Origin of the sequence: Pseudomonas cichorii (genome assembly GCF_003700275.1) — a bacterium.
In the GTDB taxonomy this organism is placed as follows: Bacteria; Pseudomonadota; Gammaproteobacteria; order Pseudomonadales; family Pseudomonadaceae; genus Aquipseudomonas; species Aquipseudomonas cichorii_B.
Window position 1 is genome coordinate 24,112 of sequence record NZ_RBRE01000026.1, and the last position, 25,045, is coordinate 49,156.

At 59.5% G+C, this 25,045-nt stretch carries 26 protein-coding genes; 13 read left to right on the forward strand and 13 right to left on the reverse strand.

The genetic code is table 11. The features are described from left to right. Window positions 1-4: 4 nt before the first annotated feature. The 10 genes from ALQ04_RS06300 to ALQ04_RS06345 all read right to left on the reverse strand — a co-directional run bounded on the left by ALQ04_RS06300 (window position 5) and on the right by ALQ04_RS06345 (window position 8,338). On the reverse strand, window positions 5-1,315 hold the full coding sequence (locus ALQ04_RS06300; protein WP_122314972.1) for a DNA circularization protein: 1,311 nt from the start codon (window positions 1,313-1,315) through the stop codon (window positions 5-7). Next, the gene (locus tag ALQ04_RS06305; RefSeq protein ID WP_122314973.1) at window positions 1,312-3,462 is read right to left on the reverse strand and encodes a phage tail tape measure protein; all 2,151 of its coding nucleotides are present in this window, start codon (window positions 3,460-3,462) and stop codon (window positions 1,312-1,314) included. The genes ALQ04_RS06300 and ALQ04_RS06305 overlap by 4 nt, the downstream gene beginning before the upstream one ends. Window positions 3,463-3,592: 130 nt before the next feature. Continuing rightward, window positions 3,593-3,889: a phage tail assembly protein gene (locus ALQ04_RS06310; protein ID WP_122314974.1), complete on the reverse strand. Its 297-nt coding sequence runs from the start codon at window positions 3,887-3,889 to the stop codon at window positions 3,593-3,595. Continuing rightward, on the reverse strand, window positions 3,886-4,233 hold the full coding sequence (locus tag ALQ04_RS06315) for a phage tail tube protein (protein WP_122314975.1): 348 nt from the start codon (window positions 4,231-4,233) through the stop codon (window positions 3,886-3,888). Before ALQ04_RS06315 ends, ALQ04_RS06310 begins: the two co-directional genes overlap by 4 nt. Before the next feature lie 60 nt (window positions 4,234-4,293). Further along, the gene (locus tag ALQ04_RS06320) at window positions 4,294-5,790 is read right to left on the reverse strand and encodes a phage tail sheath subtilisin-like domain-containing protein (RefSeq protein ID WP_122314976.1); all 1,497 of its coding nucleotides are present in this window, start codon (window positions 5,788-5,790) and stop codon (window positions 4,294-4,296) included. A gap of 18 nt (window positions 5,791-5,808) precedes the next feature. Beyond that, window positions 5,809-5,994 carry a DUF2635 domain-containing protein gene (locus tag ALQ04_RS06325; protein WP_122314977.1) on the reverse strand — a complete coding sequence of 62 codons (186 nt, stop codon included), beginning with the start codon at window positions 5,992-5,994 and terminating at the stop codon, window positions 5,809-5,811. After that, entirely contained in the window at window positions 5,991-6,581 is a 591-nt protein-coding gene (locus ALQ04_RS06330; RefSeq protein ID WP_122314978.1) for a hypothetical protein, read from the reverse strand. The genes ALQ04_RS06325 and ALQ04_RS06330 overlap by 4 nt, the downstream gene beginning before the upstream one ends. Window positions 6,582-6,689: 108 nt before the next feature. Continuing rightward, window positions 6,690-7,028 (reverse strand): hypothetical protein, encoded by a 339-nt coding sequence (locus tag ALQ04_RS06335; protein ID WP_122314979.1) that lies wholly within the window; start codon window positions 7,026-7,028, stop codon window positions 6,690-6,692. Next, window positions 7,009-7,398, reverse strand: coding sequence for a chemotaxis protein (locus ALQ04_RS06340; RefSeq protein ID WP_122314980.1), 390 nt, complete (start codon window positions 7,396-7,398; stop codon window positions 7,009-7,011). Before ALQ04_RS06340 ends, ALQ04_RS06335 begins: the two co-directional genes overlap by 20 nt. A gap of 505 nt (window positions 7,399-7,903) precedes the next feature. Beyond that, window positions 7,904-8,338, reverse strand: coding sequence for a hypothetical protein (locus ALQ04_RS06345; protein WP_122314981.1), 435 nt, complete (start codon window positions 8,336-8,338; stop codon window positions 7,904-7,906). A gap of 166 nt (window positions 8,339-8,504) precedes the next feature. On the opposite strand from ALQ04_RS06345, the gene ALQ04_RS06350 reads away from it, so the two are divergent. From ALQ04_RS06350 to estP, 4 genes are all read left to right on the forward strand, one after another. Beyond that, window positions 8,505-9,116, forward strand: a complete 612-nt coding sequence (locus ALQ04_RS06350; RefSeq protein ID WP_183142122.1) for a LexA family transcriptional regulator — start codon at window positions 8,505-8,507, stop codon at window positions 9,114-9,116. 157 nt (window positions 9,117-9,273) lie between these two features. Beyond that, window positions 9,274-9,540 carry a DUF1654 domain-containing protein gene (locus tag ALQ04_RS06355; RefSeq protein ID WP_122314983.1) on the forward strand — a complete coding sequence of 89 codons (267 nt, stop codon included), beginning with the start codon at window positions 9,274-9,276 and terminating at the stop codon, window positions 9,538-9,540. Between the two features lie 163 nt (window positions 9,541-9,703). Next, on the forward strand, window positions 9,704-9,946 hold the full coding sequence (locus ALQ04_RS06360; RefSeq protein ID WP_122314984.1) for a pyocin activator PrtN family protein: 243 nt from the start codon (window positions 9,704-9,706) through the stop codon (window positions 9,944-9,946). Between the two features lie 189 nt (window positions 9,947-10,135). Continuing rightward, window positions 10,136-12,064: an esterase EstP gene (gene estP, locus ALQ04_RS06365; RefSeq protein ID WP_122314985.1), complete on the forward strand. Its 1,929-nt coding sequence runs from the start codon at window positions 10,136-10,138 to the stop codon at window positions 12,062-12,064. Between the two features lie 47 nt (window positions 12,065-12,111). Here estP and ALQ04_RS06370 read toward each other — a convergent pair whose 3' ends face one another. Continuing rightward, complete coding sequence (locus tag ALQ04_RS06370) at window positions 12,112-13,389, reverse strand: acetyl-CoA C-acetyltransferase (RefSeq protein ID WP_122314986.1); 1,278 nt, start codon at window positions 13,387-13,389, stop codon at window positions 12,112-12,114. A gap of 120 nt (window positions 13,390-13,509) precedes the next feature. Here ALQ04_RS06370 and ALQ04_RS06375 point away from each other — a divergent pair, with 120 nt between their 5' ends. The 7 genes from ALQ04_RS06375 to ALQ04_RS06405 all read left to right on the forward strand — a co-directional run bounded on the left by ALQ04_RS06375 (window position 13,510) and on the right by ALQ04_RS06405 (window position 20,353). Continuing rightward, window positions 13,510-14,865, forward strand: coding sequence for a 3-oxoacyl-ACP reductase (locus ALQ04_RS06375; RefSeq protein ID WP_122314987.1), 1,356 nt, complete (start codon window positions 13,510-13,512; stop codon window positions 14,863-14,865). Window positions 14,866-14,892: 27 nt separating this feature from the next. Then, window positions 14,893-15,750, forward strand: coding sequence for a MaoC family dehydratase (locus ALQ04_RS06380; protein WP_183142120.1), 858 nt, complete (start codon window positions 14,893-14,895; stop codon window positions 15,748-15,750). A 122-nt stretch (window positions 15,751-15,872) separates the two neighbouring features. Continuing rightward, window positions 15,873-16,178: a MazG-like family protein gene (locus ALQ04_RS06385; protein WP_122314989.1), complete on the forward strand. Its 306-nt coding sequence runs from the start codon at window positions 15,873-15,875 to the stop codon at window positions 16,176-16,178. Next, the gene (locus ALQ04_RS06390) at window positions 16,175-16,924 is read left to right on the forward strand and encodes a methyltransferase domain-containing protein (RefSeq protein WP_122314990.1); all 750 of its coding nucleotides are present in this window, start codon (window positions 16,175-16,177) and stop codon (window positions 16,922-16,924) included. The genes ALQ04_RS06385 and ALQ04_RS06390 overlap by 4 nt, the downstream gene beginning before the upstream one ends. A gap of 18 nt (window positions 16,925-16,942) precedes the next feature. Then, the gene (locus ALQ04_RS06395) at window positions 16,943-17,569 is read left to right on the forward strand and encodes a DUF4136 domain-containing protein (RefSeq protein WP_122314991.1); all 627 of its coding nucleotides are present in this window, start codon (window positions 16,943-16,945) and stop codon (window positions 17,567-17,569) included. 18 nt (window positions 17,570-17,587) lie between these two features. After that, the gene (locus ALQ04_RS06400) at window positions 17,588-18,151 is read left to right on the forward strand and encodes a DUF4136 domain-containing protein (RefSeq protein WP_122314992.1); all 564 of its coding nucleotides are present in this window, start codon (window positions 17,588-17,590) and stop codon (window positions 18,149-18,151) included. Window positions 18,152-18,316: 165 nt separating this feature from the next. Beyond that, complete coding sequence (locus ALQ04_RS06405; RefSeq protein ID WP_122314993.1) at window positions 18,317-20,353, forward strand: TadG family pilus assembly protein; 2,037 nt, start codon at window positions 18,317-18,319, stop codon at window positions 20,351-20,353. Here the strand turns inward: ALQ04_RS06405 and ALQ04_RS06410 are convergent. Next, window positions 20,350-23,118, reverse strand: a complete 2,769-nt coding sequence (locus tag ALQ04_RS06410) for a PAS domain-containing sensor histidine kinase (RefSeq protein WP_183142121.1) — start codon at window positions 23,116-23,118, stop codon at window positions 20,350-20,352. The genes ALQ04_RS06405 and ALQ04_RS06410 overlap by 4 nt on opposite strands. Then, window positions 23,108-23,563 carry a TadE/TadG family type IV pilus assembly protein gene (locus ALQ04_RS06415; RefSeq protein ID WP_122314997.1) on the reverse strand — a complete coding sequence of 152 codons (456 nt, stop codon included), beginning with the start codon at window positions 23,561-23,563 and terminating at the stop codon, window positions 23,108-23,110. Before ALQ04_RS06415 ends, ALQ04_RS06410 begins: the two co-directional genes overlap by 11 nt. Before the next feature lie 75 nt (window positions 23,564-23,638). On the opposite strand from ALQ04_RS06415, the gene ALQ04_RS06420 reads away from it, so the two are divergent. Next, window positions 23,639-24,109: a prepilin peptidase gene (locus ALQ04_RS06420; protein WP_122314994.1), complete on the forward strand. Its 471-nt coding sequence runs from the start codon at window positions 23,639-23,641 to the stop codon at window positions 24,107-24,109. A 124-nt stretch (window positions 24,110-24,233) separates the two neighbouring features. Further along, window positions 24,234-24,980, forward strand: coding sequence for a response regulator transcription factor (locus ALQ04_RS06425; RefSeq protein WP_122314995.1), 747 nt, complete (start codon window positions 24,234-24,236; stop codon window positions 24,978-24,980). Window positions 24,981-25,045 lie beyond the last annotated feature (65 nt).

Below are 25,045 nucleotides of genomic sequence, written 5' to 3' on the forward strand. Positions count from 1 at the left end.
GGGGTTACTCCTGGGCGACTTTCAAAGTGCCGGGCGATATGAAGCCTGGGTGCTGGACACGATTGCGCTGCACGACCTCAGACGAGCGGGTTGCGTCACCGAAACGACGATAAGCCAGCACCAACGCAGGTAGTGGCTCGGCCACCTTGATGTCGATCAGGCGCACTCCGGATGCTGCCACCGCGTTCAGATGGCGGATCAGTGCCTGACGCAAAGTGTTGAGCATCAGGTAATGCTCCGGATCGGCTTTCAGCGAGGCTTCCCAGATGGCCGAACTGAGCGTATCGCGCAGCTCGATCACATCATCGGCAACGGGAACCTGCGCCCGACCGACCGGCAGGATCAACTGCTGGTCAAGCGCTGGCGTGGCAATGATCGGTACCATGGCAGTCGCAACAGGCATGCTTGCTACAACCCGGGCAACCTTGACCAACAACGAATCCTGCACCAGATTCGCCGTCGCCAGAGCAGCCGAACCGGTATCGATCCCACCCCCCTGATTGACCAGATTGATACTGGCCACAGCTTCGGCTTGCTGGGTAGCCTCGGAAATCGTCGCCCTGTAATTGACGATTGCAACATCTGACGATCTGCTGCTCGCACTCTGGCTTGAACTCAGTCCAGTGCCAGTGCCTGTACTGCCTCGACTTTCATCACCCTCAAAACTGGCAAAGAAACTGGAGAACAGCGTGCTCAAGGTCAATGGCGCATTGACCAGCGAATGCACCAGACTGGTCACGTCCGAGTAAATCGTCATGAACGGAGAGAACTGCCGCTGAACGGTGGCAAATACTCCCGACAGTGCGCTACGCAAGGCCTGGATATTGATGCGCGCGGCGTCCACTGCCGCCATGATCGCCCGGTAGCGCTTGAGCGCCGAATCCAGCAATCCATCGGATGCCTGCATAAGCTGTCGTCGAGTATTGATGGTGGAGGTCGGAAACCGTAGCGGCTGATCCGGGTAAAACGCCAGATCCAACTGGACCATGCCACCTTCGCCCCGGTTGTGCTTCATCGTGCAACTGCCAACCTGCACCTGCATGCGCCCTAGCCATGGGTGAACAAGCTCACCAGCACCTTCAGCTTCGAGCGCTTCAAGCAGTTTGTCACGACGCTCAAAACAGTCCGCACCGATCACAAAAGCGCTCATCGTATGGATTTGCGCTTGCTTGCCCAACGACTCGAAATAAGGCTCGTCACGTTGTGGAAACTCGTGAAGCTGCCCCCTGCGCCCAACCGGAACACTGTCCGAGTTGATGAAGAAACCAACACCCCGGAAAGAAGCGGGCATCAGCCTGTCACGCCATGTACTCATGGTACTTCTCCTGATCCAAGGGTTCGGAAACCAACACTTGGCGAGACCGTCAGGCCTGGCTGATTGGTTCGCACTTCACCGGGGCGCATGCCCGCAGGGGCATTTTCAAAACGGATATTCAGCTCGCCTTCAAGCCTTCGATTGGTAGCCGCCCCTTGTAAAAGCAGGCTTCCAGGCGCAGGCATATTGGGAGCACCGAGCAGATCGCTGGTGGGCGGCACGCCAGTTGCCTCATTGAGGCGCTGTTGATTCAGACGGCTGGTACTCGCAGCATCGGCCAGCAAAAATGCGCCGCTACCGCCACCTGGGCCGGCATTACGAACTCTCTGTTCATCTGCGACCACGTTGAGTTTTTGAGTAATGGTTCCAAGAACCCCACCGCCTCCCAGGAAGCCCAGTGCCGAGTTGATTCCCTCTGACACCTCGCGCCACAAGTCGGTAAACCAGGTTCTGATCGGTTCCCAGTGCTCAATGATCAACGCCAAAGGCGACCAGTTGAACATCGTCTTCAACACATCGAAGAACACAAGCGCAGGAGCTTTGATCATCTCCCACACGCCACCAAAAAAACCGCTGAGCGGCTCCCAGTTCGCCACGATAAGACTGAGCGGCGACCAGGCGAATAGCGTTTTCAAGAACTCGAAGAACGGCGTAGACAGCGCTTCAATCACTCCCCACAGTGCCGCAAAAACCTCGGTCAGTGGCTGCCAGTTGGCCGTGATCATGCCCAGCGGCGACCATGCGAACGCACCTTTCAGAAATTCCCAGACCGCAGTGACCGGCCCTTCAATCGAGGCCCATATGGCGGCAAAGAACGGTGCGACCGAAGACCAGTTGGCAATCAGCGCCCCCGCTGCCAGAGCAATGCCTCGCACAATCAGTCCTACTGGCGACATGCCCATGACCATGGACAGCAAACGAGTCGCATTGGTCGCCGCGAGAACCGCTACTTGCAACACACCAAAGGCAATGGCGGCACCCACCACGCCCTTGATGACCCCGGGATGTTCGGCCGCCAGGGCAGCGACCATGGAAATCATAGGGCCTATAACCGCCAGTGCATCGTTCAGCGCTGGCAGAAATATGCCGCCGATATTGATGCCCAGCCGTTCGACACGGTTGTGCATCTGCTGTATCGCAACAGCTGTCGTCTGAGCGTTGTCCGCAAACTCCTGTTCAATGGAACCTGCGGATTTGGCGCCCTCGGCAACCTTGTCGAAGTTGCCTTTCAAAAGCTCAAGATTCTTCAGCAGCGGTGTGATCGCGCCCAGCGAGTCGGCACCAAACAGCTGCGAAACCACATCCGTCTGCTTGGAAGGATCGACCTGCGAGATTGCCGTCAGAACCTTCTCGATAGTCGCAGAAGGATCTGCCTGCATGCCCTGAGCCACCTGAGCGGCATCGAGTTGCAGCGACTGGAAAGCCCCTGCGCTCGCGGTCCCGCCTTCGCTCAGTGTTTTCACCAGGCTTTTCATGCCCGTTGCGGCGACATCCGCCGGTACATCCATGCTCGCCAGTGTGGCGCCCATGGCGGCGACCTGCGCAGAAGCCTGGCCGGCAACAGCGCCCAACGGCCCCATCGCGGTGACCATGGTTGCAATCTGCTTTTCCAGATCATTACCGCCCAGGGTATTGATCTGCTCGGCCAGTTTGTTGACTTCGGGTTGCGAGAGCTGCAGCGAGGATCGCCACTTGCCCATCATGTCGCCCGACTCGGCCGCTGTCTGGCCAAACGCGACACCCATTTTCACGGCGTCGGTCGCAAAGCCTTTCAACTCTTCGCGTGGCACGTTGGCCTTGGCGCCAGCCGCCACAAGTGCGGCAATGCCGTTGGCACTTTCCGGGAGCTGTTCGCTCAAGTCCAGGATGTCGGTGCTCATTTGCTGGAATTGCTGCGGTGTCTCAAAAGCCACGACCTTTTTCACATTGGCCATGGATGTTTCAAAACCGATTGCTGCCTTTACTCCGGCAATCAAGGGCGCCGTAAAGGCGTTCCCCTCGATCACACCTGCAAGGTTGATGTTTCCCAGACCCGAGCTTTCCAGCCGGGTTTGAAAACCATCAACATTCTTGCGCATGTTCGCCAGAGTTGGAGACAGCTGGTCCACGCCGGTAATCAGCGTTTCAAGCTTGAATGGGTTTGCCATCACTCCCCCTGCAGGATCTGATTGATACGCTGCGACTGCAAGATCGATTCGGTGATGATGTCCAGAGACCTGGACATCATCAGTTCGGGATCAACCTTCCAGAAATACGCAAGGTCGTAGACGACGGCGATCAGGCCTTCGAGGTCCCTGATGCCGCTGCCATGAAAAAACTCGCGACCTTCCAGCTCAGTTTGTTGATATCGGAAAGATCCAGTTGATCGACCGAAGACGGAGGAATGCCTGCGCAGACCGCGATGTATTTCGCTGCAACATCAAGATCGAGGGACACTTCCTCATGCTTGTCGATCTTGTAAGGCAGCGCCTTGATCGCTCGTGCTTCCTGCGCCGTAGGGCGGCGGAAAGTCAGTTGCGCCAGGGACTCGCCGTGAGCCTCGATCGGGCTCGCCAACTCGATGACTTCACTCATTGCCAGCTCCCCTGGTTACCGTCGAATTGCAGTTCGATGGTGCCTTCTTCGCCTTTGCTGGCCGGTTCGGCCACCAGATACGCACCGGACAGAACGTAGATCTTGCCGTTCTGGAATTCACAGGTGATGGTCATGTCCACACCGGTGGTAAGGGCCTTCAAGGGAAAGTCCGGGGTATGAACCGCTGTGAATTTCAGCGACGCCACCTTGTCCTGTTCCTTGAAATAACCCGGCACGACCGTCTCGCGCTTGACGTTCATCAGAGGGGCTTCGCCGCCGCCGCTGATGGTCAGTTGAGTTCCGTCCACCTTGATGTAGCAGGTACCAGCTACTTTTTGAGCCATGTTGTTTATCTCCAGAATGAAAAAACCCGCACAAGGCGGGTTTGAATGTTGAGGTTGAAGTCAGGCAGCTTCGTCGTATTGCAGACGGAACTGGTTAAGCAGCGCGAACACCCGCAGACCGTTGATGTAATCCGGTGGGAACATCACGTTCACGCGGCTCGGGTCCTGGCTGTCGCGCTCCACGATCAGGTGCTGCGCGAACAGCTCGGCGTTTTCGACGTGGCCCTGCTCTTCCAGCCTGGCGTACTGAGCGATCAGCTCGCCGCGAATGGTGCTCGGGGTCACGATTGGCTGGCCAGCGCCGAAACGGGTGCCATCGTTGGCCAGTTTGTGGCGGCCATACTTGCTGGTGATCACGCTTTGCAGGCGGCGAATGATGAAGGCCGACTGGTGCATGGTTTCGCTGTCCAGGTACGAATTGTCAGCCTGGCCATAAGCGTTTTTCTGATAGGTGGTGATCGAACGCTGAATGCGCACGTAGCCGCCTTCGTAGTACGCGGTGGCGATGCCGTAGCGCAGCAGCGACTCGCGCTCGGTGAGCGTGAAGCGGGCACTGGCAGGCGCCGGGTCCAGGCCAGGCATGGTGCCGGTCTGGGTCGGACGGCTGGCATCGGCAGAGATGAACACTGCGGTGCGTGCTGCAAGCGCAGCAGCCTGTACCCAGACTGGCTGCGGAACACCGACTTCCACACCCTGGATGGTCACGTGCTGGTCGTTGCGCAGTTGACCTGCGGCGACCAGCGTACCGACCGTACCGCGCTTGGCGCTGTAGACATGGCCATACAGTTGCTTGGCCCAGCTCCAGCGACCGGTGCTGTCATCCATGGCCGATTTCCAGGCATCGAGCGTGGTGGTATCGGACCATGGCAGGCACAGGAACTCGAAAGGCTCGTCGCCCAGCGCAGCCAGTGCCGCCACTTGATCAGGACTGCCGACACCGCCCGTCATGGCAGTGGTCACCACGGTCAAACCGGCCGGAGTGACTTCGCCATTGGTTTTACCCAGGCGATTGATTTCCAGCTGGATGTCGTTGCCGCTTTCACCCGTCCATTTGCAGGACAGCTTCACGACGCCAGCCTCGACCTCGGCCTTGACCGGCAGATCCGGCGTGGCATTGATTTTCACCGACAGCGCGCTGGCCGCCTGGGCTGCGGTCGAACCATTGACCACAGTCGCCTGCACTCGCACACCGCCGACGTACAGGTTCAGCACGCCCGATTCGCTGGCCGTACCGGAAAGAGTGACGGTTGCAGCGGACTTGGCACCTTCGGTGCTGAGCAGCGGCAGACACCAGACTTCACCTGTCGGGTCAGTCTTGCGCCAGGTTTCGTACATCGAGGCCAGCATGGAACCCTGGCCGCCGATGTTTTTGGCCAGCGCTACGCTGGGCACCAGTACCAGCGAACCGATTTCCGGACCATCGGCATCGTCGTTGACTTGAGCCACGATCAGACGGCGCATGCTGGCCGAGGCACTGTTGGCTGCAGAGTTGTCCATTTCCGCATAGAACAGCGGGACACGAACATCGGATGGAATGTTATTGAAGCTGATAGCCATTGTTTGGCTTCCTCTTGATTAGGCCGTGACGGCCTGGTTGGTTGGGGATTGCAAGGTTGCAGTGGTGACATCGCCATCGTTGCAGCGGCGCTGCCACCATGCGTTGAAGCGGACTTCACGACCTTCGGCCGGCAACAGGTCGCCAGCCTCCGGATCGGGTACAACCCGGCCAGCGGCCGGTACCACAGTGATGCGTTGAGTCATGGTGTTACGTCTCCTGAGAACTTCATTTCGATACGTCCATCGGGGCCGGGAGATTTCAGATTCGGATCTGCCGGATCAATACAGTCCATGTCGAAGGTCACGCCGGTGAAACCCGGCAGACCATCCAGATACGCCTCATGCCAGGTTTCGGCAGGCTGATCGGATGTGTTGCGGCCCAGTTGAAACTCGGCCGCGAAACCAAAGCGCCAGGCCACTTGCGCAGTGCCGGCCTGGAGCAATGCACCGCCGGTGTATTCCATCGGCTCGTAATCGCTGCCGGCATTCCAGCCGACCAGCGCACGCCAGAGTTCCGCACGCACGGCATGCAGTTGTTCACTTGCCACCTGACCGCCTTCGTCGTTACCGGCGAGCACCACGACCACGTCAATCCGGTCGGTGATGTTCTGGCGAACCACGTTGGTCAGGTCATTGGCGGTTGCCGAATCCCCCGTGGCAATCACGTAGGCAGCGGGGTAACCGGACGTCGTGCTGTTCACCACAGCGTTCCAATAGATGCCGGGGCTGATTCGTCCGGCAAAGGTCGGGCATGTCGCCTGCAGATGGGCAACGATCGGGGTTATCTTCATGAGTAAATCCAGAGGTGTCGGATATCGATCCAATGCGCCTGTAAAACGCGGCGCATGACATGTATTGCGAACGGCTCAGCCAATGGGGAGCCGCCAGCAGCAGGTGAGCTACTGTCTGGCCTTGCTCAAGGCCGCATCGGCCTTGTCAGCCGCACGACTCGCCGTGTTCGCGGCTTCGGTCGCCGCGGATGCCGCACTTTCCGCCTTGTCTACTGCCTGAGTCGCGCTTTGCGCCAGCTTCACCAGACTGAGGTCGCGCTTGCCCATCGCGGCGTCGTAGGCCCGACGCACCTCGGCCAGTTGCTGGGTGTGCTCGGAGTTGGCCGACCACTGCCCGGCCTGAAAACCCAGAGTCAGACTGCCCGCCGTCAACAGCGCGGCAATCACCCAGATTTCTACCCGGCGCCACCAGTGGCGAGCGATAAAGTTAATTGCGCATCTGTCCATCCTTGGAACCTCCTAGTTGAGAGCGAAGCCGGGCAATTTCGGCGCTTTGCGTGGTCACCTTGTCAGTGAGTTGAGCGATCTGATTGGTGAGGACTTCAACCTTGCCCTCCATGCGGCCAACCGCAGCGGCCAGTTCGTTGCGCTCCCTGGCAAACTGATCAGCCCGGGCCTCTGCTTCCTTGCGAGCCTCGCGCTCGGAGTCGAGCAATTCATTAAGGCGTCTTACCGTGCCGATATCGGCGTTATCCATTGCCCGGTCAGCTGCGTCTCTTGAGAGAAACTTGCGCAGCCAGAGAAAGCCGCCAAGCAAGATGGTGCCGGTCCCGCCCAGCCAGGTAGCTGTGCCTGGGCCGAGGTCAGTTGGGTCCATCGGTACTCCGAGAATAAAAAAGGCCGCCCTCAGGCGACCAAAAGAACTTGGGAAAGAAAACCCCGCCGGGGCGGGGTTTACTAACGGCCAGAAACTGGCGGGATGTGGTTGTGAAGTACGTTCCGGGTTGTTGTCCCCAGACGCAAATCGCATATCGTGGTGCCTTTGTACCCCTGTTCGGAAAGGACGAAAAGGGCCTTTTTGGGGGTGGGTCGAGTTCGACCGGACTTCAACCGGAGTTCGACCACGCTTCGACAATCAGGCCGGATAAACGGTAAAAAACGTTGCTCGTTGTGGTGTGGTTTCAGGGTAGAGACAGGGTGTTCCTTCGCGTATGAATCCGCTCCCACCCGAGTCTGAGCAGGCAGGTAAGCGGGTTCATCCGCGAAAACGGTTCAACACTGAGAGGAGAGAGGGAACCAGGTCCCTCTAGGTAATGCGCAATTCAGGAAGGGTTATGCAGGCATGCCAGAGCGGCAAGTAAACAGAAGGGCTTGGAGGACGCTCAAGAAGCCTGAAGCTTGTGCTTGCTACTGCGGCTTGCACTACGTGCCGCCAGAATCGACAAAACCTGCTGATGCAGTTTTTCCACCCAGTTGCGGTAAGTCCTGTCGGCGCCTTCATTGATGCCGAGCAAACGCATCTGTTCACGGGCGGGCAATAAATCGACGTAACGGTACTGCGCCAGTTTCGCCAGCTCGGGACCTCTGCCCTTGGCCGGACCACGAGACAGTTCGGCGACGGCTGCCTCGACTTCGCTACCGATGTAATCCATACCGCTGCCATTACCAACCAGGGCTCTGGAGCCCGGCGTGCGACGCGGGATATAAGCGCCCCACTCCATGATGCCGGCCATGGGGCTGCTCAACCCGCCACCCAGACCCAGGCGCATCCGCTGCTCGCCCCAATTGGTCATCACTGCTTCAACTTCATCGATCATTTTCCCCTCCTTGCTGAAAGGAACCGTTTATCTGTATGTATAAACAGTTAAATACATTTTGTATCTTAATTCCACCACAACCCGCTACACTGTGTCGATTGTCGAACCCCTTACAGGCTGTAGTATTTCGCGCATGAAGAAATGGTATGAAATCGCCAGGCAAGCCATGGACAACCAGTCGATCAGCCAGGAAGAGATGGCTGAACGAATGGGTGTGACTCCTGGTGCCGTAGGGCATTGGCTAAACGGCAAGCGCGAACCGAAAGTCGACGTTATCAACCGGTTTCTGGACGAATTGGGCCTGCCCATTCTGGAAACTTCGCTCCCCGCCTCCGAGCCGGGGCAGCAGAATGTTGCGCCCACAGTTCAACCTTCGCGCTTCTATCGCTATCCGGTGATCAGTTGGGTAGAGGCTGGCGGCTGGAGCGAAGCCGTCGAACCTTATCCGGCGGGCTATTCGGACACCTTTGAACTCACTGACTACAAAGCCAAAGGCCGTGCGTTCTGGCTGGTGGTGCGTGGTGACTCGATGACTGCCACGGCAGGCCAGAGCATTCCGGAAGGCATGCTGATTCTGGTCGATACCGGAATCGAGCCGACTCCCGGCAAGCTGGTGATTGCCAGGCTTCCAGAGAGCAACGAAGCCACCTTCAAGAAGCTGGTCGAGGATGCAGGGCGTTATTTTCTGAAGCCGCTGAACCCAGCGTACCCAACCATCCCCATCACTGAAAACTGCAAACTGATCGGCGTCATCAGGCAGATGACCATGCGGCTCTAGCTCAATTCTTTCAGGCAGAAAGCCCCGAATTTTTCGGGGCTTTTTTGTTTTCGCCATCCTTGACCTTCGCTCTTCGTGCAAGCCGGACACATTTCACGGTTGCGTAGGAAAAAGACCTGAATTACTGTATGCACATACAGTAAAAAGGAATTGCAGCATGTCTGTCTGGATACCTGATATTTCGCAGCACGATGCCTATCTGGCATTGGCGCAACGTATTCAAGCACTCATCACCAGCGACCGGGCGCAGATCGAGCACCAGGTATCCATACACCGGGAACCCGGCGAATCACTCCTGCATTGGGAGCAGATCGTTGAAGAACTCATGGAGGCCGAAGGTGTCAGCGTCACCCGTGACAGCGCAGATGCAATCCATCTTGCCTGGTATGTGGAGTCCGAAGACGATGAAAAATACAAATCGTAGCTTAAAATACAAAACGTATTGCATGACCGAAATACATATCGTATTGTTGCTCCACGTCTCACCTCACAGATGAACACGCCATACAGCAACACCGTTCAGTAGCGGATGGCCCTGGGAAGGAGACGGATATGACCCAGACCTTTATCCACAGGGAGTAACCTACATGAGCAATACTCTGGATCTGCTTCGCAAGGAATTCGCCACCCCATGCCCGACACTCAGCGCGGTCAGGGAGCGGTATTTCTCGCACATCTCGAATGATCGCAATCTCCTGCGCAAGATCAACGCCGGGCGCATCGCCCTGAAAGTCAACCGCACAGGAGGCACCCGCCAGGGGCATCCCTTTGTGTATCTGCATGAACTGGCTACCTATCTGGATGCAATCGCCCAGAACCAGGCCGCGTGACCGGGCGGGAACTGCCAGCCTCACCGGGGCTGGCAGAAGACTTCACACTGTAAACGTTCACATACGGATCTATTGATCCTGTTGATAAGTTCTACCACCGCCCGGCAGTAAGTCCTTTTAGTTCTGGCAGTAATGGGGATGCTTGCTAGGGTCCCTACAGTGACAAAACAATAAAAAAGGGCTTTTTCCATGACAGGAACCTCACTGCGCATGCCATTGACGGCATGTTTACTCACACTGGCCTGCACCTCGACTTTCGCAGCCACAGCGCCTTATTCGACAATGGTGGTGTTTGGCGACAGCCTGGCCGATGCCGGGCAATTTCCCGATGTAGACGGTCCCGCCGGGGCAACCCTGCGGTTTACCAATCGGGTCGGGCCCACTTATCAGGACGGCAGCGGCGAGATCTTCGGGCTGAACTCTTCGACGCTGCTGGGCTTGAGGCTCAATGTCCCGGCCGGTGACCTGACGGCCTCGACCTCCCCCGTCAATGCCGCCTCGGGAGTGCCCGACGGCAATAACTGGGCGGTGGGCGGTGATCGTACCGATCAGATCTTCGACGCCATTACCTCGGAATCGCGAGTGGTCGACCCCGACTCAGGCACGGTTCTGCGCACCCGCACCGGCTATCTGCCGAGCAATAACTTTCAGGCCGACCCGAACGCGCTGTATTACTTGACCGGCGGCGGCAATGACTTCCTGCAGGGCCAGGTCCTGAGCAGCAGTGCCGCAGCAGACGCTGCCGATAATCTGGCTGACAGCGTGCAGGTCCTGCAACAGGCGGGGGCCCGCTACATCATGGTCTGGCTACTGCCGGATATCGGTCTGACCCCCGTCTTGAGCGGCACCATCCTGCAACCGATCACCTCGGCACTCAGCGCTGCTTTCAATGAGCAACTGGTCAGCCGCCTGGAACAGATCGATGCGCAGATCATCCCGCTCAATGTGCCGCTGTTTATCAGTGAAACCCTGGCCGACGCCGGACGCTTCGGCTTCGCGGCCGATCAGGATCTGGTGGGCACCTGCTTCAACGGCGCAGGCTGCGATGAGAACGCCGTATATGGCCTGGACAGCGCCACGCCGGACCCGAACCGGCTGTTCTTCAACGATCGAGTCCACCCGACCGAAGCGGCCCAGCGTCTGCTTGCCGACTACGCCTATTCGTTGCTGGCCGCGCCCTGGGAAATCACCTTGCTGCCGGAAATGGCCAACAGCACATTGCGGGCTCAACAGGACGAACTTCGCGCCCAGTGGCTGACCGACTGGGGCAATTGGCAGGCCGTGGGCCAGTGGCGCAGCATCGTTGCCGCGGGCGGTCAGAAAGTCGACTTCGATGCTCAGGACTCGTCTGCCAAAGCTGACGGCCGCGGCTATAACCTGACTGTCGGCGGCAGCTACCGCTTCGCCGAAAACTGGCGAGCCGGGTTGGTTGCCGGGGCTTATCGTCAGAGCCTGGAAGCCGGCGCACAGGACTCGAAATACAGGCTCGACGGCTATATTGCGACGGCCTTCGTGCAATATCAGGCCAACCATTGGTGGGGGGATCTGGCAGCGTCCGGCGGGCATCTGGATTACGACAAGGCCGAGCGCAAATTCGCGCTGGGCGTCAGCGAAGGGCAGGAAAAGGGCGATACCGACGGCAAGCTCTGGGCTGCAAGCGCGCGGCTTGGCTTCGACATTGCGGGCGCGGCAAGCCGTTGGCATCTGTCGCCGTTCATCAGTGCCGATTACGCCCACATCGATGTGGATGGCTATTCGGAACAGGGCAACCGTTCGACTGCCTTGACCTTCAGTGACCAGACCCGCAAATCCCGGCGTGCCGGTGTAGGTTTGCAGGGCAAATTCCAGCTGACATCCTCAACCCAGATCTGGGGAGAGTTTGCCCATGAGCGGGAGTTTGAAACCGACCGGCAAAACGTGACCATGGCCCTCAACACCTTGCCCGGCATCGATTTCACCCTCGAAGGCTACACTCCGCAGCGCAACCTCAACCGCGCCAGCCTCGGCGTGAGCCAGAAGCTGAGCCGCGATCTGACCCTGCGCGCCGGTTACAACTGGCGCAAGAACGACGACGCAACTCAACAGGGCGTGAATGTCGCGCTGAGCCTGGACTTCTAGGACGTTGCCCATCGTGAGCTGGCCGGCTCACGATGGGAATCGCGTACTCATCGCTCCAGAATAGCGGTGACCCCTTGCCCGCCCGCCGCACAGATCGAAATCAAGCCACGCCCCTGCCCGGCCGCCGCCAGCAGCTTGGCCAGGCTGGCAACGATCCGCCCACCGGTGGCCGCAAATGGATGACCCGCGGCCAATGAACTGCCCTTGATATTCATTCTGCTGCGGTCGATGGAGCCCAATGGCGCTTCAAGCCCCAGGCGCGTCTTGCAGTATTCGGGGTCTTCCCAGGCCTTCAGCGTACACAGCACTTGCGCAGCGAAGGCTTCATGGATTTCGTAGTAGTCGAAGTCCTGCAAGCTCAAACCGTTGCGCGCCAGCAGGCGTGGCACCGCATACACCGGCGCCATCAGCAGGCCTTCCTCGCCATTGACGAAATTCACGGCTGCCGTCTCGCCATCACGCAAGTAAGCCAGCACCGGCAAACCACGCTCCCTGGCCCACTCTTCACTGCCGAGCAACACCAGCGAGGCGCCATCGGTCAGCGGCGTCGAATTGCCAGCCGTCAATGTGCCTTTGGCGCTGCGCTCGAAAGCCGGCTTGAGGCTGGCCAGTTTTTCCAGGCTCAGATCAGGGCGCAGGTTGTTGTCACGGGTCAGGCCCAGATAAGGCGTCATCAGATCGTTGTGCCAGCCCTCGGCATAGGCGGCCGCCATTTTCAGATGGCTTTCCAGTGCCAACTGGTCCTGAGCATCACGCTCGATCCCCCACTTCTGTGCCATCAATTCGCAATGCTGGCCCATGGACAAACCGGTGCGCGGCTCGCCATTGCGCGGCAGCTCCGGCTTGAGATGCTGGGGTCGCAGTTGCAGCAGAGCCTTGAACTTGTCGGCTGCGGTTTTACTGCGATTAATCTGCAACAGAATATTGCGCAACTCTTCATTAACGCCGATCGGCGCATCGGACGTGGTGTCCACACCTCCAGCAATCCCGCACTCGATCTGCCCCAGCGCAATCTTGTTGGCTACCAGCAATGCAGCCTCAAGGCCGGTGCCGCAAGCCTGCTGGATATCGTAGGCCGGTGTTTGCGCCGACAGCCGCGAACCCAGCACGCATTCCCGGGTCAGGTTGAAGTCCCGGGAATGCTTGAGCACCGCGCCGCAAGCGACTTCACCGACCCGCAGGCCATGCAGGTTGAAGCGCTCGATCAAGCCTTCCAGAGCGGCGGTCAGCATGTCTTGATTGCTCGCGGTGGCATAGGCACCGCTGGAGCGGGCAAATGGAATCCGGTTGCCGCCGATGATGGCGACACGACGTAGCTGCGTCATGAAAAACTTCCTTTTCTTCAAGCGTTATCTGGGCGGGTGATGAACTGCGTGCTGAAACAAGAACAAACATCGCTTCAGTGTGGTCCACTTCTTTGAACCCCGATTCAAGGAGAGTGTTCCATGTCGTCAGATCGCTACATAAATTTCGCCAACTCCGACATGGGTCGTCGCTTGGTGAAAGCCGCAGGCCTGCCGAGCCCGACGCGCCTGGAGCGTTGGCAAGCCGGGCGCTTGCGGCCTGTAGAAGGAACGCTGCTGATCAGTGGCGGACCTCTGGCCGACCATATCAGGCTGTTCGCCCAGCGCCTGACCGACTCACTCTACAGTTTTGGCAGCGAAATCCCCGGCGCAACAGCCTGGGTTGCCGAGCAAGGCCCGAAACTCAAGGCCGTGGTGTTCGACGCCAGCCTGCTGGTGCGTGCCGAACAGCTCAAGCAGTTGCACGAATTCTTCCAGCCGCTGCTGCGCAATCTGGACCACTGCGCGCATGTGGTGATCCTCGGACGCGCCCCTGCGACGCTACAAGAGCCGCTGGCGGCCAGTACCCAGCAGGCCGTTGAAGGTTTCAGCCGCTCGCTGGCCAAGGAAATGCGCAACGGCGGAACCGTGCAACTGCTGCAAGTGGACGAAGGCGCCGAGGATCAACTGGAAGGTGCGCTGCGATTCTTCCTTTCGCCCAAGAGTGCCTTCATTTCCGGCCAGGTTCTGCACCTGAGCCCCGGCACCGCACAGGTACAGGACTGGAGCCGCCCATTGGCCGGACGCAAGGCGGTGGTCACGGGCGCGGCGCGGGGTATCGGCGCGTCGATTGCCGAAACCCTGACCCGCGATGGCGCCGAGGTGATCCTGCTGGATGTACCGCAAGCCCGCGCAGACCTGGAAGCACTGGCGGCACGACTGGGGGCCAGGGCGCTGGCCCTGGATATCTGCAGTGAAGATGCCGCCAGCCAGTTGCTGGAGCACCTGCAGGGCGGTATCGACATTCTGGTGCATAACGCCGGCATCACCCGCGACAAGACGCTGGTCAACATGCCGGAGAACTTCTGGGACTCGGTGCTGGCGGTCAATCTCGAAGCCCCGCAGACACTGACTCAGGCCTTGCTGGATAACGGCAGCCTGAACGACAACGCCCGAATCGTCCTGATGGCCTCGATCAGCGGCCTGGCCGGTAACCGCGGGCAGACCAACTACACCACCAGCAAGGCTGGCCTGATCGGTCTTGCCCGAGCCATGGCGCCCGCGTTGCGTCAGCGCAGTATCAGCATCAATGCCGTAGCACCCGGTTTTATCGAAACCCGCATGACCGCCGAAATGCCTTTCACCTTGCGTGAAGCCGGTCGCCGCATGAGCTCTCTGGGCCAGGGTGGCCTGCCCCAGGACGTCGCCGAAGCCGTAGCCTGGCTGAGCCAGCCCGGCAGCGGCGCGGTAACCGGCCAGGTATTGCGGGTCTGCGGCCAAAGTGTGATTGGGGCCTGAGCCCGTATTCGTTCAAGGAGATGGATAATGACTGCTCACTGGCGCTATCTGGATTCCCTGCAACCTCTGCCCAACCTGTTCATCCAGGCGGCACTGCGACGCAAGGTCACCGGAACGCAACTACCTGACCTTGGCCTGCGCAGTTGGATGTCGGTGGACGCCGACAAGCTGGCCGCCTATCGCAACGTCTGTGGATTCGCGGATGGCAGCCTGCTGCCGCCGACTTATCCACATGTGCTCGCCTTTGCGTTGCAGATGCAGTTGATGACCTCGCGGGAGTTTCCGTTCCCGTTGCTGGGCCTGATCCACATTGCCAACCGCATCCGGATCCATCGCCCGCTCGGTGGCGTCAACCAGCTGTATGTCAGTGTCCAGGCGAACAATCTGCAACCGCATCCCAAAGGCGCGACCTTCAGCCTGATCACTCAAGTCGAGGACGGTCTGGGACTGTTGTGGGATGAAGAAAGCACCATGCTCTGCAAGGGCGTGAAACTGGACGGCGAGGTCAGCGGCGAATTCGAGCCGGCGTCCCTGGCGATGAGCGAACTGGCACGCTGGCAGGCGCCGGCGCATATTGGCCGGCAGTACGCCAAGGTATCGGGCGATTACAACCCTATTCACTTGAGTGCGCCGAGTGCCAAGCTGTTCGGTTTCCCCAGGGCCATTGCCCACGGCATGTGGCTCAAGGCCCAGACACTGGCGACCCTGGACGATCACCTGCCTGCGTCGAACGTCGAGATCAACGTGCAATTCCAGAAACCGCTGCGCCTGCCCGGCGACGTGCTGCTATCGGCAAGCGCAGCCGGTTCCCATGGCCAACTGCGCGTCGAAGGCGAACAAGGCATCGTGCACATGATCGGAAACTGGCAGCCACTCCAGGAGTGATCGCCTTTTCGCGAATGAATTCGCTTCCACTTCATCCCGTACAGGCTGTGGAGCGAATTCATTCACGAAGACTTGCTTGAAACCTCCTGGCCCCTGAAGCTATGCGCCTTCAGGAGAGCATCATGAACCTCGACGAATTGACCCAGCGTCTGCACCGCATTCGCGATCAGAATGACTGGAAACAGTTTCACAGCCCCAAGAACCTGGCCATGGCGGCCAGCGTGGAGATGGCCGAGCTGGTAGAAATCTTCCAGTGGCTGCGCGAAGACCAGTCCCGCGAGTTGCCGCCGGAAAAATTGGCCCATGCAGGCCAGGAAGTGGGCGATATCGTGCTCTACCTTCTGCTTCTGTGCAGCGAGCTTGGGCTGAGCATGGAAGATGTTGTACGCAGCAAGCTGGCGGACAGCGAGCGGAGATTCGCCAAGTGAGTGATCGTCATTTCGACCAGTTGGCCACCCGCTTCGCGGAAAAGATCTACGGCGGTGCCAAGGGTGCCATCCGTCTTGCGGTGTTGCAGGCTGACCTGACCGAAGCCTTGCCCGAGCGTCCTTTGCGCGTGCTGGATATCGGCGCCGGTCTGGGACACATGTCGTTGTGGCTGGCCGAGCGTGGTCATCACGTCACTCTGGCCGAGCCGGCGGAGCCGATGCTCGAAGGCGCACGCCAGCGTTTTGCCGAGGCCGGACAGGAAGCGACTTTCATTCAGGCGCCCTGGCAGGATCTGCCTGAACGTTTGAACGAGCCTTACGATCTGGTGCTGTGTCATGCGGTACTGGAATGGCTGGCCGAGCCACATGCCATCCTGCCGGTGCTGCATCGATTGACCAAGGCTGATGGCTGGTTGTCGCTGGCGTTTTATAACCGGGATGCGCTGATTTATCGCAACTTGCTCAAGGGCCACTTCCGCAAGATGCGCAAGAACGACATGGCCGGCGAAAAACAGAGCCTGACGCCGCAACAACCGCTCGACCCACGGGAACTGGCTGCGCAACTTGAAGGGTTGTGGCGGGTCGAAACCCAGAGCGGCGTACGGGTGTTCCACGATTACATGCCGGTCGAATTCCAGGCGCGAGCCGGACTTGAAGACCTGCTGGAGATGGAACTGGCCCATCGACGCCACCCCGGCTTTGCAGGTTTGGGTCGATACCTGCACTGGATATGCCGTCCGGTCTGACACCACGCGGAGATCAGCATGAAACGCCGCCTCGCCTTGATCGCCATGTTTCTGAGCATCACAGCCTGCCAGAGCGACAATCCCTATGTCGCCAGTTCGGCACCTCTGCCGCCTGCTCCCCCGCAGGCGGCAAACACCCTGGACATGAGCGCCTATCCGGCAGCGCCGCGGGATTACGCCCGCTATCGCAACTGGGCCTGGCTCAACGGCCATCTGCCAGCAGGCACGGCGTGGATGGATTCGGCGCAGGTTGCCGATGCGGTCAGCAATGGGCTGGACCAGCGCGGGCTACGCCCCAGCCGCAACGGGCAACCGGCAGACGTGTATGTCAGCGCTGCGGTTCGCCAGGAAACCCGGCTGCGGCAGGTACGTGACGATTATCACGATCCCTACTACGGTGGTGGTGTGGGCTATGGCCGTTACAACGGCTACCGTCAGGGTTATGGCGGTTATGCCAGCGTGCCGATCGTGCGTACCTACCAGGAGAAAGTGATGGTGGTGCAGATCAGCATGTTCGATGCCAGCACCGGCCAACCGGTGTGGAGCGCCAGTGCAGACACCGTAGGCAGCAACGATGAAGCTTCGCGCAGCAAAGCCTTGCGTCAGGCTGTGCAACAGGCACTGACGGCGTATCCTCCCCGGTAACCCTTTCGGAGAACTGCCATGTTCCGCCGCCTCGCCCTGCTTTCGCTTGCCCTGCTGCTCACGGCCTGCCAGAACACCCAGATCAATCGTGACTTCGACGCCAGACGCGACTTCGGCGGCTATCGCAACTGGAGCTGGAAAGAGCCCGGCGTGCAGTATCAGCCCGAAGATCCGCGGATCAAGAGTGATCTCACCGAGCAGCGGATTCGCCAGTCGATCAACGACCAGCTGGAGCAACGTGGCCTGCGCATGGCGCCGAGCGGAACCAATGCCGACCTGCAGGTGCAAGCCTGGCTGATCGTCGAAAGCCGCCAGCAACTGGTCAGCACCAATAACAATGCCGGTTGGGGGCCATGGGGCAGTTATGGCTATTGGGGCGGCCCGTTCCCTACTGAAACCCGCAGCGTGGATTACAAGGTCACCACCTTGCAGATCGACCTGTTCGACGGCAAGGACGGCAAACTGGTCTGGCGTGGCAGCACCGAACGTATCCTGAGCGACAACGCGGGCAACCCGAGTGCCCGTGACAACATCGTTCGCGAAACCGTGGCCCGGATACTGGAGCAGTATCCGCCGCGCTGAAATGTCTGTTCGCGAATGAGTTCGCTCCCAGGAATCCCGGCCGGAGCAAATTCATTCGCGAAAAATAACACCCCCGGAACAAGCGAACCCCACGCACTCCTCAGGCCTTGACTACACTCCCTTGCAGACAGGCGAGTGAGCGACGGCTTGGCCGAAGGAGTGCTGATGTCTCCCCTGAATGGTTATGCCGCGTTCCCGGCCCGGCAACGCGGTGCCCTTAGTCTGCTTGCGGCCTTGACCCTGGGTCTTGCCCTGCTGTGCACACTGCTGGTCATCGACAGCGGCAGGCTGTATCTGGAAAAACGCTCGCTGCAGCGCGTGGCTGACATGGCCGCGCTGGAAGCCGCCAGCCGCAAGGGCACCTGTGCCTCAAGCAACACCGCCACGGCCTACGCCACTCAGAGCGCCACCCGTAACAATTTCCCGGTCGGCAGCGACAGCCGGACACTGACGGTCAACTGCGGCACTCTGGGGCTGGATGTGGACAGCCGACGGACGTTCGTCGCCGACTCGACCAAGCCCGTGGCGATCCAGGTCGTTGTCAGCCATGTCGTTCCCAAAAGCATCGCAGCGGGCATCGGCGAGCTGTTCGACAAGACACCAACGCCGCCCAATACCCAACTCAGCGCCACAGCCGTCGCGGCAAGCACACCGCCTCTGGCCGCCCTGACCATCCGCAGCGCAGCAATGACGATCGACAGCACCAAGGCCTCACTGCTCAACCCGATTGTCGGCAGCCTGCTCGGCGGCTCCCTGAACCTCAGCGTCGCCAACTGGCAGGGAATCGCCACCACCGATCTGAGCGTGCTCAGTTACCTGAACAGGCTCAAGACCGATCTGAACATCAACGCCGTGGGTTATACCGATGTGCTGAACAGCAATGTCGCTGTCAGCCAGTTGATCCAGACCGCGATCAATGTCCTGGACCCTGCCGGGACACTCAGCGCCACCGCGACGATAGCCGGTCTGCGCGCCGTAAAGATTGCGGCGGGCGCGACCACGGTTCTGCTGGGCGATTTACTCTCGGTACAAGGCAGTTCGGACATTGCCGCGCTCAATACCAACCTGCGTCTGCTCGACCTGATACAAGGCCTCGCACAACTGGCCAATGACAAGAACGGTGTTTCGGCGGCCGCACAGATCAACCTGGCCGGACTGGCGCAGGTCACGGCCCGGGTGCAGGTTGTCGAGCCACCGCAACTGTCGGCAGTGGGCGATCCGAGCCTGATCGACCCGCTCAACCCCAAGACCGGTGCCAACAGGCTCTATGTGCGTACCGCCCAGACGCGAGCGCTGATTTCGATCAATCTGCCGGTCCTGGGGGCAATTACCCCACTGGTGAATACCGCCACCTCGCTGGTCAGCAGCCTCACCCCCATCCTCAACAGCGCACTGAGTCTGAACCTTGCCGGAGTACTGGGCTCGACCACCTGCGCGCTGGGCCTGACCAGTTGCATGGTGTCGGATATCAAGCTGCTGACCTCAAGCTCATCCTCAAGCGCCGGTCCGCGTATCGACCTGAGCATTTCACTGGCCAGCGCAGACAGCTACGTGACCGGCTACACCTGCACCAGCAATACCAACAAGACCCTGAGCGTGCACACCGACACAGCATTGATCAGCACCAAGATCGGCCTGATCGATAGCGCCTCGGCGTTTCCGGCCAGCACCGATCCTTCAGCAATCACGGCCCTGCCCATCCCGGTGATCGATATCGGCACCCAGACCTGCCAGAAGATTCTCGGCCTGCTGGGAAGCTGCACCACCCGCGTACCTTTTGGCGGTGGCGGTGTCGGCATCAGTTTTGATCCGATCAACCAGTCGCCGCTGGGCAGCTCCGCCTCGACCAACAGCACCTTCAGCTCGCCGCCGGAAATCAATAGCCCGCCTGGTTTTCTAACAAATCCTACAGCCTCGGTTCTGGCCAGCACTCTGCTCGATGGGGTCATCTCGGGAGCCAAGGTCAGCGTCTACAAGCCATCGACCACCAGCCCCAATGGCCTGGGAAACCTGATAACCGTCACAGCCTCGCTGCTCGCCTCCATCACCAGCAGCCTGGACACCATCGTCGCCAATACCCTGCGACCATTGCTGACCTCTGTGGTGGACCCGTTGCTCGACGCATTGGGGCTCGATCTGGCACCCGCCGAGGTGGGCGCCAATCTGAGCTGTAACTTCGGCCAGGCAACCCTGGTGATTTAAGCGTGTTTGTAAATCGGCAATTCGATCTGGAAGCGCGCGCCTTCGTCGACATTGCTGACGCTCAGTTGCCCGCCCATCTGATCGACGATGCCATAACTGACCGATAACCCCAGGCCGGTACCGACGCCCACCGGTTTGGTGGTGAAGAACGGCTCGAAAATCCGCTCCAGCAAGCGTGGGTCGATACCGCCACCATTGTCCTGGACCGTCAGCCGAATGATGTTTTCATCCTCCTCCACGCCAAGACTGATCCATGGCTCGAACTCCCGGTCCTTTTCCCGGCGGGACAGCAAGGCATCGCGCGCGTTGACCATCAGGTTGATCAGCACTTGCTCCAGTTGATCCACATGCCCGCGCACTTGTACCGATGCGCACATCTCACCGATGCGGATCTGCACCCCCTTGCCCTTCATGCCTTCGGAAAGCATGGAGATGGTGCCCTCAACGGCCTGGATCGGATTGAATAGCTGCTCCTCGATCTCGGAACGACGGCCAAACACCCGCATATGGTCGACCACCCGAGCGGCGCGCTGCACCTGGGTGTCGATGCGATTGAGCTTTTCGGTAAGGTAATCGATGTCCACATCGCCCTTGCCCAGCCGCTTGAGTACGTTGACCACCGCCATGCGCATGACATTGAGCGGCTGGTTGATTTCATGCGCCAGCCCGGTGGCCATTTCGCCCAGAGTGGCCATTTTCGCACTCTGGTTCAGTTGCATCCGTGAACGGCGCACGTCGGTGTTATCACGCCCGACCGCCTGAATCTCGACCAGCTTGCCGTCTTCGTCGAATACGCCCCGGTCGGCCCATACCCACCAGGCGTACTCACGACCCGGCAGCTCGATACAGATTTCCTCGGTGCTCATCGGCGCCTCGGGAGTCAACAGCGCAATGCGCTTCTTGAACGCCTCACGCTGTTCATCCGAGAGCCAGTCGCCCAGATTGATGCCAGTCAGTTGTTCCGGCGTGCACTCCATGTAATTGGCCAGCGGGCGGTTGCCGAAACTGAGCACCAGATCCGGTGTGTAGCGGCAGATCATCGCGGGTGAGTCCTCGACCAGAATCCGGTAGCGTTCCTCGCTCTTGCGCACCTGTTCTGCCGCCAGCGTGGCTTCGGTCACGTCCAGCCACAGGCCGACTGCCTCGACCGGCATGCCCAGGTCATCGCGCAGCAGCCGCGCCTCGTCCAGCAACCAGTGATAATCGCCCTTCTTGTCGCGCAGCCGGTAACGACGGCTGACGAATCCCTCGCGCAACAATTGGCGGTTGCGATCGAACCAGATGTCCTGATCGTCGGGATGAATGTATCCGGCAAGCTGCCCGTCGACACAATCGGCCAGTGTCCAGCCCAGCAGCGGCGTGAGGCTGTCGCTGAAAAAGCTCGGTTCGAGGTTGCCCTGGTCATAGCGCTGGACATAGATCACCGCAGGCGAGCTGGCGATCAGGTTATCCAGTCGCGCATGGGCCGCAGCTGCATCGGTTTCCTGATTCTTGATATCGCTGACATCGAGCATGAACCCCAGGACGCGCTGCACCTGACCACTGATCAACGCCTGCCCCTGAATACGAAACCAGATGTTTTCCTGGGCCGGATCGGCCTGCAGCAGACGCACACACAACAGCATCGGCGTGCCCTTGTCGCGCAACTGCATCAGGCGCGTCGATAATTCCTGGCGGTCGGCGGGGTGAATCATCGCCAGCCAGTCCTGACGTGGCAGGCGGTCGACCCGGTCGCTCAGGCGCAGGCTGCGCGCCAGTTGGGGAGCCAGAAGAACCTCGTCGCTGCCGGGCAGCAATTCCCACCAGCCGGTACCCAGCAAATCCTGCAGCACCGCCAGACGCTCGACATGGTGACGGTTATGCTGCTCCGACAAACGAAACAGCACCGGGCCAGCCAGCGCCGAACACAGGTTCAGCCACTCGCGCTCGCCCAGGTCAGGCGCTTGCTGCTGGGCATTATAGAAGCCGAACATCAACCAGGCCTTGGCAACTCTGTCGCGGCTGTGCGGCATGACGAAACCGTCGGCATTGCCAAAGGCGCTTTGCAATTGCACCAGATCAGTACCGGCACCGAACGCCAACTGATGACTGATGTTGGCATCCAGCCGGTCCAGCTCCACGCCCAGGCGCTGCCCGACCTGCCACAACTCCGGCGCGGTATGGGCGTGATACTGGGCATAGACTCGCCAGCCCACGCCGTTGATCTCCGGCAACACCACTGCCACACAGGGGATGTGCCAGAGCTGCGCCAGTTCTTCAAGCTGCTCGGTCACCACGGCAGCCAGCCGGTCGACGCTGCACACCCGTATCTTTTCGGCGATCTGTCCGGCAAGGCGCAGGCATTGCTGACGACTGCGGGCAGCGCTGGCCTCCTCCATCAAGTCGCTGATGTCAAGCAACTGCAACAGCCAGTCCTTGCCGTGCGCCTGCACCCAGCCGCGTGCATGCAGGGTGTGGGCATCCGCACTTCTGAAATCCAGGTCGAGCATATGCCCCACCCAATCCGAGGGCACGCCTTCGATCACCAGCGCGCTGTTGGGCAGCAGCAGGTGCATCAGACGCTGCATCGTCACATGCTGGGCCGTGATCCCCAGGCGCGAGAGCAGATGCGGGCTGCTGCTCAGCATTCGGCCCTCGCCATCGAGCAGCAGATAGAGATCGGCGCCAATCGCTTCGGGCTCGACTGCCGCTACCTGCGGTTGCGCAGCGGGCGGCGCCTCGGAACGCCCCAGCCAGCGACTCAAACGTGTTTTATCAAGGGACAAGTTGCAGACTCGCTTGGGCAGAAAGGTTGGTCGGCAGGTTCGGTACTTCGCCGATTCCTGGCAGGGTCAACACCGGCAGAATTCTGGTCAGCTTGCTCTTCGGGTAGTGAATGCTCACGGTCAGGACACCAGCCGTGTAGGTGATCGTAATGTCGGAGGCATTGAAGTTCAGGCTTGTGGGTATCCATTCCAGTTGCTTGTTCAGGACCGTTAGCGCCTGGCTTTTTATCAGGGTGTCGTAGTTGGCCACGGTCGGGCTCAACGCTACGCTGCGGCGTACCGCTTCACTGGTGGCGGCATTGAAAGACTGCACCATCAGCAATGGCAGGCTATAACTCACTACACCGTAGAAAACAGCGAAGAACGCCACGAACACCACGGCAAACTCGATTGCAGCGGCCCCCTTCTGCTTTCGTCGGGAAGTTTTATGAAAGGCTGTTGGCATGTCGACGTCCACCCTGACATTTACTACCTCTAGACAGCATAGGTTCTTTCAGAAAAACAGGATGTTTTTTATACAATGGAATTACTTTTCCTACTCGCCTGGCTCGCCATATGCGCGGAACAAGACGCCCGGCAACGGCAGATATCCAACGGGCTGACCCTGGGTGGCTTTGCTCTGGCGCTGGGCTATCTGTTGTACAGCGGCCATAGCTGGCTGGGGCTTGAATCCGCCGATGCAGGCTGGGCACTGTTACTGGCCGTGGCCCTGACCCTTCCCGGCTATGCCCTTGGCAGGCTGGGCGCCGGCGATGTGAAGCTGCTCGCAACGCTGGCTCTGGCGAGCGGCAGCCTGTACTTGCTGGGCACTTTTATCGGTGCCGGGCTGGCCATGCTGGTATGGCTGGCAGTGCGTCAGAAGGTCTGGCCCCTTATGGGACAAAGGTTTACGCAGCGTTATGTTTACATGAATGCCGAAGCGACAAATAAACATCCCTTCTCGCCCTTTATATTCGCCGGCTTTTTATTGGCGGCACTGTGCATCCACTAGTCGACTCGTACGTTAGTGCTATGTACATAGTCGGAAAGTACGACTACGTTAAATCGTAAACCTTGTTTTGCTGATATGGACCGGGCGTTTGTCAGTTATCGGACTCGCCGGCATGGAGTAGCGCGTGAACAAGTATTCGGCTGTAAAAGTTCTGGTTGTCGACGACCAGCCTCTTATCGTTGAGGAACTGAGCGACTTTCTCGAAAACAACAGCTATCACTGCATTCCTTGCCATTCAGGCGCGGAAGCTCTCGAACAGTTTCGCAACGACGAGAGCATCGGCATTGTGCTGTGCGATCTGGACATGCCGGGCATGAACGGCATCGAGATGGTCGAAACCATGAAGCGGGTGGGCGGCAAGCAGCACCTGTTCGAGGCCATCATGCTGACCGGGCTTGCCGAGAAGAAAGACGTCATCAAGGCCCTGCGTGCCGGAATCGCCGACTACTACCAGAAACCCGTCGACCTGGATGAGTTGCTGCTGGGCATCCAGACTCAGGAACTGGCTCTGCAAGAGCGGCAGAAAAACCTGCAGCAGTTGGGGCTGCTCAACGAAAAGCTCCAGTATCTGGCAGCGTCCATCGATGACCTGTACAAGAATCTGGATAAAAAACAGCCCGGCCCAGCGGACGAAAAAGAGGGCCTCGATACCGAGAGCAAGCTGTTCGCACAGCTCTCGCCCCGGCAACTCGCCGTCGCCAGGCTGGTCAGCAAAGGCCAGACCAATTACCAGATCGCCTGCGAACTGGGCATCACGGAAAACACCGTCAAACTCTATGTCTCCCAAGTGCTGCGCCTGACCCACATGCATAACCGCACCCAACTGGCACTGGCGCTGTCACCGAACCGGCAGCGAATGGCGGAACACTGAGGCACCGGCCTATTGTTTGTGGGAACGAATTCATTCGTGAAAATGGATTGTAGTGGTCAACTTTT

What these genes read in the sequence shown, in the direction of transcription:
- ALQ04_RS06300 (WP_122314972.1), bottom strand. Translation starts at nt 1,315, where the DNA reads ATGAGTACATGGCGTGACAGGCTGATGCCCGCTTCTTTCCGGGGTGTT.
- ALQ04_RS06305 (WP_122314973.1), bottom strand. Translation starts at nt 3,462, where the DNA reads ATGGCAAACCCATTCAAGCTTGAAACGCTGATTACCGGCGTGGACCAG.
- ALQ04_RS06310 (WP_122314974.1), bottom strand. Translation starts at nt 3,889, where the DNA reads ATGAGTGAAGTCATCGAGTTGGCGAGCCCGATCGAGGCTCACGGCGAG.
- ALQ04_RS06315 (WP_122314975.1), bottom strand. Translation starts at nt 4,233, where the DNA reads ATGGCTCAAAAAGTAGCTGGTACCTGCTACATCAAGGTGGACGGAACT.
- ALQ04_RS06320 (WP_122314976.1), bottom strand. Translation starts at nt 5,790, where the DNA reads ATGGCTATCAGCTTCAATAACATTCCATCCGATGTTCGTGTCCCGCTG.
- ALQ04_RS06325 (WP_122314977.1), bottom strand. Translation starts at nt 5,994, where the DNA reads ATGACTCAACGCATCACTGTGGTACCGGCCGCTGGCCGGGTTGTACCC.
- ALQ04_RS06330 (WP_122314978.1), bottom strand. Translation starts at nt 6,581, where the DNA reads ATGAAGATAACCCCGATCGTTGCCCATCTGCAGGCGACATGCCCGACC.
- ALQ04_RS06335 (WP_122314979.1), bottom strand. Translation starts at nt 7,028, where the DNA reads ATGGACAGATGCGCAATTAACTTTATCGCTCGCCACTGGTGGCGCCGG.
- ALQ04_RS06340 (WP_122314980.1), bottom strand. Translation starts at nt 7,398, where the DNA reads ATGGACCCAACTGACCTCGGCCCAGGCACAGCTACCTGGCTGGGCGGG.
- ALQ04_RS06345 (WP_122314981.1), bottom strand. Translation starts at nt 8,338, where the DNA reads ATGATCGATGAAGTTGAAGCAGTGATGACCAATTGGGGCGAGCAGCGG.
- ALQ04_RS06350 (WP_183142122.1), top strand. Translation starts at nt 8,505, where the DNA reads ATGGACAACCAGTCGATCAGCCAGGAAGAGATGGCTGAACGAATGGGT.
- ALQ04_RS06355 (WP_122314983.1), top strand. Translation starts at nt 9,274, where the DNA reads ATGTCTGTCTGGATACCTGATATTTCGCAGCACGATGCCTATCTGGCA.
- ALQ04_RS06360 (WP_122314984.1), top strand. Translation starts at nt 9,704, where the DNA reads ATGAGCAATACTCTGGATCTGCTTCGCAAGGAATTCGCCACCCCATGC.
- estP (WP_122314985.1), top strand. Translation starts at nt 10,136, where the DNA reads ATGACAGGAACCTCACTGCGCATGCCATTGACGGCATGTTTACTCACA.
- ALQ04_RS06370 (WP_122314986.1), bottom strand. Translation starts at nt 13,389, where the DNA reads ATGACGCAGCTACGTCGTGTCGCCATCATCGGCGGCAACCGGATTCCA.
- ALQ04_RS06375 (WP_122314987.1), top strand. Translation starts at nt 13,510, where the DNA reads ATGTCGTCAGATCGCTACATAAATTTCGCCAACTCCGACATGGGTCGT.
- ALQ04_RS06380 (WP_183142120.1), top strand. Translation starts at nt 14,893, where the DNA reads ATGACTGCTCACTGGCGCTATCTGGATTCCCTGCAACCTCTGCCCAAC.
- ALQ04_RS06385 (WP_122314989.1), top strand. Translation starts at nt 15,873, where the DNA reads ATGAACCTCGACGAATTGACCCAGCGTCTGCACCGCATTCGCGATCAG.
- ALQ04_RS06395 (WP_122314991.1), top strand. Translation starts at nt 16,943, where the DNA reads ATGAAACGCCGCCTCGCCTTGATCGCCATGTTTCTGAGCATCACAGCC.
- ALQ04_RS06400 (WP_122314992.1), top strand. Translation starts at nt 17,588, where the DNA reads ATGTTCCGCCGCCTCGCCCTGCTTTCGCTTGCCCTGCTGCTCACGGCC.
- ALQ04_RS06405 (WP_122314993.1), top strand. Translation starts at nt 18,317, where the DNA reads ATGTCTCCCCTGAATGGTTATGCCGCGTTCCCGGCCCGGCAACGCGGT.
- ALQ04_RS06415 (WP_122314997.1), bottom strand. Translation starts at nt 23,563, where the DNA reads ATGCCAACAGCCTTTCATAAAACTTCCCGACGAAAGCAGAAGGGGGCC.
- ALQ04_RS06420 (WP_122314994.1), top strand. Translation starts at nt 23,639, where the DNA reads ATGGAATTACTTTTCCTACTCGCCTGGCTCGCCATATGCGCGGAACAA.